This window comes from Brachybacterium sp. ACRRE (assembly GCF_022346485.1).
In the GTDB taxonomy this organism is placed as follows: domain Bacteria; phylum Actinomycetota; class Actinomycetes; order Actinomycetales; family Dermabacteraceae; genus Brachybacterium; species Brachybacterium halotolerans.
Genome location: NZ_JAKRMO010000058.1, coordinates 1 through 12,400 on the forward strand (window position 1 = coordinate 1; position 12,400 = coordinate 12,400).

The 12,400-nt window shown below is 69.7% G+C and carries 13 protein-coding genes; 7 read left to right on the forward strand and 6 right to left on the reverse strand.

Annotation, left to right across the window (positions count from 1 at the left end):
- Positions 1-1,255 (forward strand): MFS transporter (locus MHY49_RS14940; protein WP_370646173.1); only part of this gene is annotated, 1,255 nt, incomplete at its 5' end.
- Between the two features lie 182 nt (positions 1,256-1,437).
- Entirely contained in the window at positions 1,438-1,845 is a 408-nt protein-coding gene (locus MHY49_RS14945; protein WP_239205412.1) for a hypothetical protein, read from the forward strand.
- A gap of 92 nt (positions 1,846-1,937) precedes the next feature.
- Here the strand turns inward: MHY49_RS14945 and MHY49_RS14950 are convergent, their stop codons facing one another.
- The gene (locus MHY49_RS14950; protein WP_239205414.1) at positions 1,938-3,230 is read right to left on the reverse strand and encodes a DUF1524 domain-containing protein; all 1,293 of its coding nucleotides are present in this window, start codon (positions 3,228-3,230) and stop codon (positions 1,938-1,940) included.
- 251 nt (positions 3,231-3,481) lie between these two features.
- Positions 3,482-4,510, reverse strand: coding sequence for an acetylserotonin O-methyltransferase (locus MHY49_RS14955; RefSeq protein ID WP_239205416.1), 1,029 nt, complete (start codon positions 4,508-4,510; stop codon positions 3,482-3,484).
- 206 nt (positions 4,511-4,716) lie between these two features.
- On the opposite strand from MHY49_RS14955, the gene MHY49_RS14960 reads away from it, so the two are divergent.
- Genes MHY49_RS14960 through MHY49_RS14970 form a run of 3 tightly spaced genes read left to right on the forward strand, consistent with a single transcriptional unit; the run spans position 4,717 to position 6,079 of the window.
- Positions 4,717-5,256, forward strand: coding sequence for a TetR/AcrR family transcriptional regulator (locus MHY49_RS14960; RefSeq protein WP_239205418.1), 540 nt, complete (start codon positions 4,717-4,719; stop codon positions 5,254-5,256).
- A complete protein-coding gene (locus MHY49_RS14965; RefSeq protein WP_370646175.1) occupies positions 5,256-5,765 on the forward strand; it encodes a multidrug efflux SMR transporter in 510 nt (169 codons plus the stop codon). The genes MHY49_RS14960 and MHY49_RS14965 overlap by 1 nt, the downstream gene beginning before the upstream one ends.
- Entirely contained in the window at positions 5,765-6,079 is a 315-nt protein-coding gene (locus MHY49_RS14970) for a multidrug efflux SMR transporter (RefSeq protein WP_239205420.1), read from the forward strand. Before MHY49_RS14965 ends, MHY49_RS14970 begins: the two co-directional genes overlap by 1 nt.
- Positions 6,080-6,123: 44 nt before the next feature.
- On the opposite strand, the gene MHY49_RS14975 is transcribed toward MHY49_RS14970, so the two are convergent.
- From MHY49_RS14975 to MHY49_RS14990, 4 genes are all read right to left on the reverse strand, one after another.
- Positions 6,124-6,885, reverse strand: coding sequence for a carbohydrate ABC transporter permease (locus MHY49_RS14975; protein WP_239205422.1), 762 nt, complete (start codon positions 6,883-6,885; stop codon positions 6,124-6,126).
- A gap of 169 nt (positions 6,886-7,054) precedes the next feature.
- Positions 7,055-8,023: a carbohydrate ABC transporter permease gene (locus tag MHY49_RS14980; RefSeq protein WP_239205424.1), complete on the reverse strand. Its 969-nt coding sequence runs from the start codon at positions 8,021-8,023 to the stop codon at positions 7,055-7,057.
- 56 nt (positions 8,024-8,079) lie between these two features.
- A complete protein-coding gene (locus MHY49_RS14985) occupies positions 8,080-9,372 on the reverse strand; it encodes a sugar ABC transporter substrate-binding protein (RefSeq protein WP_239205426.1) in 1,293 nt (430 codons plus the stop codon).
- Between the two features lie 125 nt (positions 9,373-9,497).
- Entirely contained in the window at positions 9,498-10,280 is a 783-nt protein-coding gene (locus MHY49_RS14990; RefSeq protein WP_239205428.1) for a GntR family transcriptional regulator, read from the reverse strand.
- A gap of 203 nt (positions 10,281-10,483) precedes the next feature.
- Here MHY49_RS14990 and MHY49_RS14995 point away from each other — a divergent pair, with 203 nt between their 5' ends.
- Both MHY49_RS14995 and MHY49_RS15000 read left to right on the forward strand, forming a co-directional pair.
- On the forward strand, positions 10,484-11,503 hold the full coding sequence (locus MHY49_RS14995) for a BadF/BadG/BcrA/BcrD ATPase family protein (RefSeq protein WP_239205430.1): 1,020 nt from the start codon (positions 10,484-10,486) through the stop codon (positions 11,501-11,503).
- Complete coding sequence (locus tag MHY49_RS15000) at positions 11,500-12,231, forward strand: sugar isomerase domain-containing protein (RefSeq protein ID WP_239205432.1); 732 nt, start codon at positions 11,500-11,502, stop codon at positions 12,229-12,231. Before MHY49_RS14995 ends, MHY49_RS15000 begins: the two co-directional genes overlap by 4 nt.
- Positions 12,232-12,400 lie beyond the last annotated feature (169 nt).

A 12,400-nucleotide genomic window follows, 5' to 3' on the forward strand; every position in this document is an offset into this window, starting at 1 on the left:
GCCCTCCCCGTCGAGCCAGACCCCGTCGCCCCAGAACCCGCCGACCGGAGCCGTGTCGCCCGCCCCGCTCGCGCCCGAGCGTCTGCGCCTGGTCATCCTCGCGATGGCCCTCGGCGCCTTCGCGATCGGCACCACCGAGTTCGCCTCGATGGGGCTGCTGCCGCAGATCGCGCGCTCGGTCGAGGTGAGCGTCCCGCAGGCCGGCATGCTCATCACGCTGTACGCGCTGGGCGTGGTGATCGGCGCGCCCGTGGTGACGATCGCCGCCGCGAGGATGCCGCGCGCCCGACTGCTCGTGCTGCTCATCGCCCTGATCGGAGCGGGGAACCTGATCTCGGCGATCGCGCCCACGTTCTCGATCCTCGCGATCGCGCGCTTCATCGCCGGACTCCCCCACGGCGCCTTCTTCGGCGTCGCCGCGCTCGTCGCCTCCCGTCTCTCCCCTCCCGGCCGCCGCGCCCGCTCGGTCTCCAAGGTCATGCTGGGCCTGACGATCGCGACCATGCTCGGGGTGCCCGCCTCGACGGCGCTCGGCCAGAGCGTCGGCTGGCGCGCCGCCTACTGGATCGTCGTCGTCCTGGCGATCGCGAGCACGCTCGCGATCTGGCGCCTCGTGCCCGAGCCCGAGGGATCCGGCACGACCGGCTCGATGCTCGGCGAGCTGCGGGCGCTGCGGCGCGCGCAGGTGTGGCTGGGCCTGGGCATCGGCGCGATCGGCTTCGGCGGCATGTTCGCCGTCTACAGCTACATCGGCGAGATCGTGCCCGGCGTGCTGGGGCTGCCCGAGCGCGCCGTGCCCGTGGCGCTGTTCGTCTTCGGCGTCGGCATGACCGTGGGCAACATCGTCGCCGGGCGCCTCACCGACCGCTCCATCTACGGCACGATCCTCCTGGGCCTGGTGGGCATGGCGGCGAGCTTCGCGGTGTTCGCGCTCGTCGCGCACTGGGCCGTCGCGGGCATGATCATGCTCTTCGTGATCGCGGTGACGTCCCAGCTCATGGGCCCGTCCCTGCAGCTGTTCCTGCTCGACGCCTCGCCTGACGCCCCCTCGCTCGCCGCGTCCCTGCACCATTCGGCGCTGAACATCGGCAACTCGCTCGGCGCGGCGCTCGGGGCCGCGGTGCTCGCCGCCGGCTGGGGCCTGCTCGCCCCAGCGTGGACGGGCATGCTGCTCGCCGTGCTGGGGCTCGGGATCGTGGGGATCTCGTACGGGGTGCATCGCCGCGCGTCGACGACCTCGGCCGGCGCGCTCTAGCCGCAGCGCGAGCATCCGTCCACGAGTCCACGTGGGCGTCCACGTGCCGTGCCCGGCGTTTGACAACGGGTCAAACGTAGGCAAAGAGTGGGTCAACGACAGTGCATGATGCACGGGGTCGGACATGCTGACTCTTCCCTCCCCGGGACATCTCGCCACCTCGAAGGAAGGCCTGATCCAGCATGACCCGCACTCGGAAGCTCGCCATCGTCGCCACCGTCGGCCTCGCCGGAGCGCTCAGCGCCCCCGCCGCGCTCGCCGCGCCGACCACCGCCGACTCCACCCAGGGCTCGGAGACCGCCCAGAGCGAGCAGAGCACCACCAGCCCCGTCGCCTACGCGGACCGCACGGTCCGGGAGTTCGGCGCCGGCGACGACATCGACCTGCAGCGCGACACGACCAGCAGCGCGCGCGCCGACCTCGTCGACCACGCCACCGCCGCCAAGCACTGGAAGCGCCTGGATGCCGAGGGCGCCGCGGGGCACGTCTACGTCACGTACGCGAACACCGAGACCGACGCGCAGATGACCATCGGCGTGAAGACCTCGACGAACATGCACGGCGATCACCTGGTGGACCAGGTGCGCTGACGCGAACGCCAACACGGCACAGGATCCCGCATCGCAGGGTCCGTCGACGCAGGGCGAGGGCGCGGGACCACCGAGTGGTCCCGCGCCCTTCCTCATTCGCAGCCCACGCCGTCGCCGTCGCGATCCAGCTTCCGCGAGTAGCCGGGCTCGCCCGCATAGATCGGATCCTTGCCGGCGGCCCGCACGGCGTCGCAGTTCTTGTAATACGTGCTCCCCGAGCCCGACGAGCTGGAGGACGTCTTCGACGAGCCCGACGAGGACTTCGACGAGCCCGACGAGGACTTCGACGACGTCGAGGACTTCTTCGACGACGACTTCTTCGAGGACGAGGGCTTCTTCGAGCTCGACGCCCCCTTCGACGAGGAGCCGGAGCTCTTCGAGGACGTCGCGGGCTTCTTCGTCGGCGCCGGTGCCTCCCGGGCGTTGTCGCCCTCCCAGCGGTCGGGGGTGGCGACGGCCCCGGCGAACGCCGGCGTGTCCTCGCAGCCCTCGAGCACCGAGCGCATCGCGTCCTTCTCCGCGGGCTTGACCCACAGGTCGTACTCCGCCTTCACGGCGATCTGCCGGGCGACGTACTCGCAGCGGTACGCCTTCCGGGGCGGGAGCCAGGTGGCGGCGTCGCCGTCGCCCTTCTTCCTGTTCAGGCCGCTCTCGACGGCCACCAGGTTCAGCGGATCGTTGGCGAACTCGTGGCGCGTCTCCTCGTCCCAGCCCGAGGCGCCCGTCTGCCAGGCGTCGGAGAGCGCGACCAGGTGGTCGATGTCCAGGGAGTTGTCGTCCTGCTGGTCGAAGGGGACGTCGTCGCCGCTGTAGGGCGAGGGGCTGAGCGTCCCGGAGAGCACCACGCAGCCGTCGGTGCCGTGCTTGAGCACCACGTCGGACAGGTCCCGGCGCAGCACGTCGTTGCGGGTGTCGCAGCCGTTGTGGTCGACGTCGTCGCGCCAGCCGAACAGGTCCCGGTCGTAGCCGGTCTTGGGAGCGCGCCCCTTCACCTCGAGCGTCTCCAGCATGCCGAGCGCCGTGGAGGCGTCGGGGGTCGCCGACGCGCTGGGGGACGTCGACGGCGAGGTCGAGGTGGTCGCGGCCGAGGACGCCTCGGGCGTCGCGCTCGCGCTCGGCGTCTCGGTCGGGATCGCCGACTCGGAGGCCGACGGCGCGGCCTCCTGCGATGCCTGTGCCTCGCGGTCGGCGGACTGGGCGACCACCGTGGGGTCGTCGCCCGGAGTGGTGGGCGTCGTCGGCGCGACGAACACCCCGATGACGCCGAGCGTCATGAGCAGGAGGAATGCGAGGCCGCCGCAGCCGCAGCAGGAGAGCGCGGAGATGACGCCCACCTTCTTGGTGCCGGTGAGCTTGTCGGTGACCGCGCCGAGACGAGGAGCCATCAGAGTCCTTCGAGGAGAAGAGCCGAGGAGAGGAAGAGGTTGCCGCAGCACCGGCATCGGTGCTCCCGCAGCGTCGTCGATGCGGGGTGGTCCCCTCATGCTCAGTGTCGGCGAGTCTCCTGCTCAGCGGGTAGTGCGTGGGTCACCTGGACGGTCCCGAATGGGTCACGATCCGCCGCACGCCTGACAGGCCCCGGAAGAGGGCACCGGGCAGGCCCCGCATGAGGGTGGGGCCCGACCCGCGGGTGCCATCACACCGCTTCGGCCTCCAGCACGCAGTACGGGGGCGACAGCTCGGTCGTGTCCGTGCGGACGAAGCCGGCGGCGGCGAAGAAGCGGTCGAAGTCGGCGAGATCGTGCTCGCGCGCGCCCGGCGCGATCGCCAGCATGTTGAGGTCCATGAGCGCGGCCGTGCCGGGATCGTCGGGCGTGCCCGTGACCATGTCGACCACGACCACGCGCGCGCCGGGCCTCATGGCCCTCCGGCACTGCTGGAGAACCCGGATGCAGGCGTCGTCACCCCAGTCGTGGAGGACGAACTTCACCAGGAACAGGTCGGCCTCGGGGACCGCCTCGAAGAAGTCGCCGGGCACTGCCCGGCATCGCTCCTGCATCCCGCGCGCCGCGATCTCCCGCTCCGCGGCGGCGGTCACGTGCGGGAGATCCAGGATGAGGCCGTCGGTCCCCGGATGCTCGGCCAGCATGCCCAGGACGAACGCCCCGGTGGCGCCGCCGACGTCGACGATCGTGGTCCCCGGCCCCGCCTCGATGGCGACCACGGCCTCGCGGATGGTCGGCGTGGACAGCTCGGCCATCGCGCGACTGAACTGGTCCGCCTCCACCGGGTGCTCGGCGAGGTAGTCGAAGGTCGATCGGCCGACGGCGGAGCTCACCTGGTTCTCGCCGGTGCGCACGCACTCGGTGAAGCGGCCCCAGGCCTGCCAGTGCAGCGGTGCGTTCCAGACCAGCGCGACGTTCCGCAGGGAGTCCGGCGCGGAGGCGCGCAGACGGTCCAGCAGCGAGGTGCTGGCGAAGCAGTCGGTCTCGGGATCGTGGCTGACGAGCCCGGGATCCACGGCGGCGCGGAGCAGCCGGAAGGTGGCGCGGGGGTCGCTCCCCGCGAGCTCGGCGATCCTGGCGGCGGTCTTCGGTCCGTCGTGCAGGTGCTCGGCGATCTCCAGATGGGCCAGCGTGGCGGTGAGCTGGCTGACCCAGAACCCGGTGATCGTCGACATCATCGCCCGCTGGTCCTCGGCGGCGTAGGTCTCGGTGGCAGTCATGCGTCCTCCTTGTCGAGTGCCGCCATCCGAGACCGTGTGGTCGGAACAGGGTCAAGAGTTCGCGCGATGCCTGTCTCCTGCGCGTCCGCCTGATGCCGCCATGGTCACGAGACGTTCCCTCCGGCGGCGGAGTCGCCAGGAGCTCGGCGACGTTCGACGGGCCCGCGACATGGACCGACCATACGGATGGTAGGTAGTCTGCTCGCATGCCGACGAGATCCGAGGTCCTGGACGCCGCGATCGCCGTGCTCGCCCAGCACGAGCCGCTCACCCTCGACGCCGTGGCCCGCGAGACGGGGCTGACCAAACCGGGGGTGGTCCATCACGTGGGCACCAAGCAGAAGCTCCTCGTCGCCGTCGTCGATCGCATCGTGGATCTCTGGGAGGCGGACCTCCAGGAGCGCCTGGAGCAGGAGAACGCCGACCTCGAGGATCCTGCCGACCGCCTCCGCGCCTACGTGTCCCACGCCCTGCGTGGGGAGTTCGCGCACAGCGACCTCGCGCTCATCGCCGACGCGCAGCTGCGCAACATGCTGTGCGAGCAGTGGTCGCGCAGGCTCGACCCGTGGTTCGGCTTCGAGCTCGAGGGGAGCCCGCGCCGCCGGGCGGCGCTGCGGGCCGCCCGACTCCTGGCCGACGGCGCCTGGTTCAACGCCTCGCTCGACATCCCCACGGTGCGGGACGACGAGCGCGAGGAGCTGTTCGCCCTGGCCATGGAGCTCGTGGACGAGGGGGCCCGCGAGTGATGGCCGAGGAGAGCGCGACCTCGGGCGCGACCTCGGATGCGACCTCGGATGCGGCCTCGGACGTCACCTCGGGCGCGACCTCGCGCGGCTGGATGTTCCTGCTCCTCGCGATCGGCACGGAGGTCACGGCATCGCTGTCCCTCAAGGGAGCCCTCGAGCATCCCGCGCTCTACGCCGTGGTCCTGGTCGGATACCTGGGGGCGTTCATCGCGCTCGCGCTCGTGCTGCGCGAGGGCATGCCGCTCGGGGTCGCCTACGGGGTCTGGGGAGCGTCCGGCGTCGCGTTGACCGCGATCATGTCCTTGGTCCTCTTCGGTGAGCCGCTCACGGCGCCGATGATCATCGGCATCGTCCTGGTCATCGCGGGGGTGCTGTGCGTAGAGCTGGGCTCGCCGGCTCAGCCCGCGTCCGGCGTCGGCCCAGAGTCCGGCGTCGGCCTCGAGTCAGGCGTCCCCGGCGGTCAGCTCGACGGGGCGATCGGCACGACCGCGCAGGATGGGGAGCGCTGATGGCCTGGATGCTGCTCGTGGGCGCGATCGTCTCCGAGGTCTTCGGGACGATGTCACTGCGTCTGGCGGTCGATCGACGCCCCTGGTACGCGGGCGTCGCGCTCGGCTACGTCTCCGCCTTCACCCTGCTCTCGCTCGCCCTCTCCCACGGCATCCCGCTCGGCGCCGCCTACGGCATCTGGGCGGCCGCCGGCGTCGCCCTCACCGCGCTGCTGGGACGCGTCGTCTTCAAGGAGTCGTTCACCTGGCTGATGGGGCTGGGCGTCGCGCTCATCATCGGCGGGGTGCTGCTGATCGAGACCGGGGCGGCGTGAACATCCGTCCGCACCAGCAAGTCCGTCAGCGGACACTGAGCCATTCAGCCCTTCAGCCCGGAATGCGCGAGCCCCTCGATCACACGGCGCTGCATGAGGATGAAGAGGATCAGGATCGGCGCCATCGCCAGCAGCGAAGCGGCCATCATCACCGGATAGTCGATCGTGTACTGACCATTCAGCGAGGCGATCCCGACCGAGAGCGGCCGGTGCTCTGCGCGACTGGTGACGACCAGCGGCCACAGCAGGTTGTTCCATGCGGCGAGGACGGTGACGATCGCGAGGGCGCTGATCGAGGGACGAGCGAGCGGAAGCATCACCCTCCAGAAGATCTGGAACGAGTTCGCTCCGTCGAGCCGGGCGGCCTCCTCGAGCTCACGCGGCAGACTCACGAAGAACTGACGCATCAGGAAGGTGCCGAAGGCGCTGAAGATCGTCGGCACGACGATGCCCTGCACTGTGTCCAGCCACCCCAGGTTCTGGACGATCTGGTATTGCGGGATCAGGTACGCCTGGTTCGGGATCATGAGGATCGAGAGCATCACGGCGAAGATCACCGAGCTCGCGAAGAAGCGCATGCGGGCGAAGGCATAACCGGCCATGCTGCACAGCACCACCTGCCCCACCACGGTCAGCACCGTCACCCGCAGCGTCACCCAGAACTGCTCGAGGAACGGAATCTGCCGGAACACCTCGAGGTAGTTGTCGAACTTCAGCTCCTTGGGAATCAGCGTCGGTGGCACCGACGTGACCTCCGCGGTGCTCGAGAGCGACATGAGGATCTGCCACAGGAACGGGAACACCATGATGAAACCGCCGATGGACAGAACCACATGCGCCCAGGCGTTGCTGCCCCCGCGCCCGCCCCTCGGCGACCGGGCCCGTGTGCTCGACCGGCCCTGCGTTCGGCGCCCCTCATGCACCGCCCCTGTGCGCCCGGCCACCCCGCGACCGACCCCGTCCGCACCCGTCGTCTCAGTCATAGCTCACCCACCGCCTCTGCACCTGGAACTGGATGGCCGTGAGCACTCCGATGATGAGCATCAGCAGGATCGCGATCGCCGCACCGGTTCCTTTGTCGTTGCCGATGAACGCCTCGCGATAGAACACCGAGACCATCGACTGGGTGTCGCCCTTGATGGGGTTCGACTCGCCGATCATGATGAAGATCAGGTCGAACAGCTCCATGCCGTGGATGACGCTGAGCACCGAGAGGAAGAAGATGCTCGGGCTGAGCAGCGGCACCGTCACCGAGATCAGCTGTCTCCAGTTCGACGCGCCGTCCAGCCTCGCCGCCTCGTAGAGGTCGGACGGGATCCCGCGCAGACCAGCGCCCAGGATGATGATGTTGAACCCCAGCGATGACCAGATGCCCACGACGCCGATCGCGATGAGCGCGACCCATTCGGTCGAGGTCCAGTGGATCGCCCCGATCCCGAAAATCCCCAGGAACTGGTTGAGGATCCCGTACTGACTGTTGAAGATCATGCCCCAGACCAGTGCGATCGCAGCCGGCATCGAGACGAACGGGGCGAAGAAGAGCACCCGGTAGAACGCCGCGAACCGAAGGCCCGGACGATTCAGCAGGCTCGCGATGTAGATCGAGAGCGGGATGCCGATCAGCAGCAACGCCGTGTACAGCAGCGTGTTCACGAGCGCACGCGGAATCGTGCCGGAGCTCAGCAGGTCCACCCAGTTCTCGAGCCCCACGAACTCGGAGCCGCCGAACACGCCCCACTTCGTGAACGAGTAGTAGGCGGTCTGGATCACCGGCCAGAAGTAGAAGATCGCGAGACCGACGAGAGTCGGCAGCACGAACAGCCACGGCCACAGGCCGTCGGGGTTCGCCAGACCCCGTCGGCCTCCGCCGCCGGCCCGTCGGCCGTCGGACTCCGACGTCCGGTCATCCGTCCCGTGCCCGTCGCCTCCCGTGGGCGGCCCCACCCCGCCCCGCGCGCCGGGACGATCCCCCGACGGAGAACGCGACGCGGCCAGTTGTGTCACTGGTCGGCCCCCTCCGCGAGCAGGGCATCGATCTTCTCGTCCAGCTGCTTGGTGCCCTCGTCCACACCAAGGTCCCCCGCGAGGATCTTCGGAACCATGTCGGTCTCCACCTCGAGCCATGCCTGCGTGTTCGCCGAGACGGGGTACTCGAACCCGTACTCCTCCGCGGACTCCGGGAAGACCTTCAGGTCGTATTCCGGATGGGCGTCGATGTACCCCTTCTCGGTGCCGCTGAACGCCGGGATCGAAGCACCCGCCTTTCCGATGATCTCCTGGGCCTCCTTCGTGCCGGTGTAGACGGCGAAGGCAGTGGCGGCATCGACCTCGTCACCGTCCGCATGGGCGACCACGGCCCCTCCGTGCAGGACCACGCCGCGCTGCTTGCCCTGGGGCAGGCGCACCACCTGGATGTCGTCGGCCACGGCGGAGTCGGCGTAGCCGGCCACCCGGAAGCTGCCGCCGTAGACCATGGCTGCCTTGCCGCTCTTGAACAGCTCATCGGGCGAGGTGTCGGCAGTGGTCTGGATCGACGGCGAGGAGCCGTCCTCGACCATGTCGCGCAGGAACTGCAGCGCCTCGCGACTGCCCTCGCTCTCGTACTCCGCCTTGGTGGCGTCCTCGTTGAGCACCTTGCCGCCGGCCTGGAAGATCAGGTTGTAGAACAGCTCCTGGTTGTAGGCGCCGCCCGCGAAGCCGTAGACGCCGTCTCCTTTGAGCTTCTCGCTGATCGTCTTGGAGGCCTCGTGAAGGTCGTCCCATGCCCACTCGTCCGTGGGAAGATCGACCCCTGCCTTCTCGAAGTGCTTCTTGTTGAACCACAGGCCGATGGAGTCGTACGAGGTGGGCACCGCGTAATGGCTGTCCTCGAAGGTATACAGCTTCCCCATCGCCTCGGGGTAGTTCGCGAAGTCGAGCTCCCCGTCCTCGATGACCTTCTCCAGGGAGACGAGCTTGTCGTGGCCCGCGTACAGCTGGAAGTTCGGGCCGTTCATCATGAATGCGTCCGGCAGATTCCCGCCCGAAGCCTGCGTCTGCAGACGCGTGAAGAAGTCCTTGAACGGCGTGCTGGTCATCTGCACTGTGACCTTCGGGTACTTCTCGTTGAATCCCTCGATCACGGACTTCCAGTCGAAGTCGGACTCCCAGATGGCGAACTCGATCTCCGCCTCCATCTCCGTGTCGGAGATGTCGACATCGCCCCCTGCCCCTGGGCTAGAACCACCATTGCCGCAGCCCGTGGCGAGAAGTCCCGCCACTCCCATGCCAGCCAGCACCGTCCGTCGTCTCATGACGCTCCCCTTCGTTCCGATGTCGCTCGTTCTTCCTGTGGTCGGTGCGACCGTCTCGCTGAGACCGGATGAATGCGGTCCGATCCCCTGTGCGGTCGCGCTGTGGGGCGATGCTCTGCTGCGGCTCATCGGGCCCCCTCGGCAACGAGGCGCCTCTGCCGCCACGCCCTGTCCGCAGGTGGCACGGACGCGTCTCTTCTGCGCGCGGCGAAGGTGACCGTCGTGAAGTCGTACCGGTCGCCGCGATAGATGGACCTGCCGAGCTCGACGCGTCGGCCGCGCCGATCGAAGCCGAGCTGGGTCGCGAACAGTGCCGCGGACCCCGCCTCCACCTCGAGCAGCGCCGCCAGCTGGTCGTCGAGGGAGATCGCGGAGATGCGGCGGTCGTGCCGCAGGATCCCCGCGTAGTACTCGGTCTCGAAGAGTTCGTAGAGCGACCCGGTGAGGTCGTGCCCGAGCAGTCCGGGGAAGATCGCCTGCGGCAGCCAGACCTCCTCGACGGCCATCGGGCTGTGGTCCGCAAGCCGGAGCCTGCGTACGCGCACGACGCCGCTCGCGGGAGGGATCCCCAGGTCACGGGCGACGGTGACATCCGCCTGCTCCTCCGCCGCGTCGAGCACGCGGCTCGACGGGCGCCATCCGCGGGCACGCGCATCCTGCGTGAACGATGTCAGCTGCGGGGCCTTCGTGAGCCGCGGGTCGACGACGACGGGTGGTCCTCCACCGACGGAGCGGATCTGCTGCTGCTCACGAAGCATCGCGAGAGCCGCGCGGATCGTGGCGCGGGCGACGCCGAACTCCGCCGCCAGCCGACGCTCCGAGGGCAGGACGGACGACGGCTCGCTGCCCGCGACGTATCGCGCCTCGATGGCATCGCGGACCTCACGCGCAATCCGTGGTGGTCGCAACGGGCACCTCCTCGTCCCCGGTCCGTTCCGAGATGTGAGTCTCGGGATGCCCAGGATCCTGGACCACCGGTCTGCTCACCGCAAGGATCGACGCCCCGCTGGTCTGCTCATCACGGTCGGAGTCTGCGCGGACACCACGCGTTCATGGTCCAGTGGTCCAGTAACTGTGGATGCTGCCCCGCGTGCGGCATAGCATCCGCCGCATGACCGGAGCCGCTCATGCGCGAGATGTCGTTCCAACGCGGGTCGCTGTGCTCGACGTCGGCCGCTCGTCGCTGCGCGCGGCCGTGTTCGACGGGCCGGCCGAGCTCGTGCGGTGCCGGGTCGAACAGGGCATTCCACCACTGGGCACTGCCGGGGCGCAGGAAACCGTCATCGCGCGCGTCGACGAGGCCCTGCGTGCACTCGGCCACGGACCCCACGACGTGCTCGTGCTCGCCGCGACGGGCATTCGGGAGTTCGGACGCGTGGAGCAGGAGCTCCGAGCCGCGCTCACCGCGCATGTGGGCTGCGCGGTCATCCTCGAGAACGATGTCGTCGCAGCGCACCGAGGAGCGTTCGACGCGGGCCCCGGAATTCTCGTCTCGGCCGGCACCGGGTCGCTCGTGCTCGGCGCACACGAGGATCGGCCGACGGTGCGGATCGACGGCTGGGGACATCTGGCCGGGGATCGCGGCAGCGGCTTCGCACTCGGGCGCGCCGGGCTGCAGGCGGCATTCGCCGCCGTCGACGGCACCGGTCCTGAGACGGCACTGGCCACCGTGATCGCCGGCGAGGACCCCGAGCGGACGATCCGCGAGCTGTACTCGTCCCCAGCCCCGGTCCGGCGGGTCGCGGCGCTCGCTCGCCACGTACTGGATGCCGCACAGGCGGGCGACGGGAGCGCTCTCGATGCGGTCGGCACCATCGCGGGCGAGCTGGTCGCGATGATCCTCGCCGCCGGCTCGCGTCTGGGGGATTCCCAGTTCGAGTCCCTTCGACTCGCGCGGTCGGGAGGTCTCTTCGAGAGTGCACTCTTCACCGGCGCAGTGGAGGAGCAGCTGAGTGCGGCAGCACCCGGTGCACGGTGGGTCGAGCACCCCAAGGATGCGCTTCGCGGAGGTCTCCTGCTTGCGCTGCGCCAGTACGCTCCGCCCTCGTCGTCGCAGCTCATCGACGCCGCGCCCGATGCACGCCCCACCGCCGCCGCCCACACCCCCTCCATGCACCACGAGGTCCTATGAACGCCATCGAGGCCTATCGCCGCGCCGTGATCGACCTGCTCGCAGAGACGTCGAGCCAGGACCAGATCCTCGCCACGGCATCGCGACGCACCGCCGAATCGCTCCGCAGCGGCGGGGTCCTGCACGTTTTCGGATCCGGGCATTCGATGCTCCCGGCGATCGACGCGACCTTCCGCGCAGGCGGTCTCGCTCCCGTGCACCTGCTCCACGACCCCTCGCTCGCGCCGTGGGAGCCCACGCGCGTCTCCCGAGTCGAGCGCCTGCCCGGCTACGGCACGGCGATCGTCGATCTGCAGGATCTGCGGCGGGGAGAGGTCCTCGTCGTCCTCTCCCACTCCGGGATCAACCCCGTCCCCGTCGAACTCGCCCAACGGGCCCGCGATCGCGGTCTGTGCGTCGTGGCGATCACGAGTCGACGGCACTCTCTCGCCAGCGCATCCCGACACCCCGATGGCCTGCGCCTGCTGGACGTCGCCGACCTGGTGCTGGACACGGGCGCCCCCGAGGGCGACGTAGCGCTCACGCTCCCGGACGGCACGGAGACCGGCCCGACCTCGACGATCGTCGCCACTATGCTGCTGCACGCCCTCGCGATCGGCGCCATGGAGCAGCTCATCGCGGACGGTGCGGCGCCGCCGGTGCTGCGGAGCATGAACCGGGCCGACGGCGACGCGACGAACGAGCGGGTGCTCGCTCCGTTCCGAGGAAGGCTCAGTCGTGAGCCCTGAGACCGACGTCTTCAGAGGCATCCGAGCCCTCGCCCTGCGACGTGCCCCGGGCCTCGCCCCGCGGCTGCGCATCTCTGCCGCTCCCGGCGGCGACGGAGGGACCCTGGGTGAGAGCGACGATGCCGTCACGGAAGACGGCGCAGCCGCACCAGGCGTTGGGGCCCGAGGC

Coding starts and splice junctions, on each gene's coding strand:
- MHY49_RS14995 (WP_239205430.1), top strand. CDS start 10,484: ATGACCGGAGCCGCTCATGCGCGAGATGTCGTTCCAACGCGGGTCGCT.
- MHY49_RS14970 (WP_239205420.1), top strand. CDS start 5,765: ATGGCCTGGATGCTGCTCGTGGGCGCGATCGTCTCCGAGGTCTTCGGG.
- MHY49_RS14975 (WP_239205422.1), bottom strand. CDS start 6,885: ATGGTGTTCCCGTTCCTGTGGCAGATCCTCATGTCGCTCTCGAGCACC.
- MHY49_RS14955 (WP_239205416.1), bottom strand. CDS start 4,510: ATGACTGCCACCGAGACCTACGCCGCCGAGGACCAGCGGGCGATGATG.
- MHY49_RS14985 (WP_239205426.1), bottom strand. CDS start 9,372: ATGAGACGACGGACGGTGCTGGCTGGCATGGGAGTGGCGGGACTTCTC.
- MHY49_RS14945 (WP_239205412.1), top strand. CDS start 1,438: ATGACCCGCACTCGGAAGCTCGCCATCGTCGCCACCGTCGGCCTCGCC.
- MHY49_RS14960 (WP_239205418.1), top strand. CDS start 4,717: ATGCCGACGAGATCCGAGGTCCTGGACGCCGCGATCGCCGTGCTCGCC.
- MHY49_RS14965 (WP_370646175.1), top strand. CDS start 5,256: ATGGCCGAGGAGAGCGCGACCTCGGGCGCGACCTCGGATGCGACCTCG.
- MHY49_RS15000 (WP_239205432.1), top strand. CDS start 11,500: ATGAACGCCATCGAGGCCTATCGCCGCGCCGTGATCGACCTGCTCGCA.
- MHY49_RS14950 (WP_239205414.1), bottom strand. CDS start 3,230: ATGGCTCCTCGTCTCGGCGCGGTCACCGACAAGCTCACCGGCACCAAG.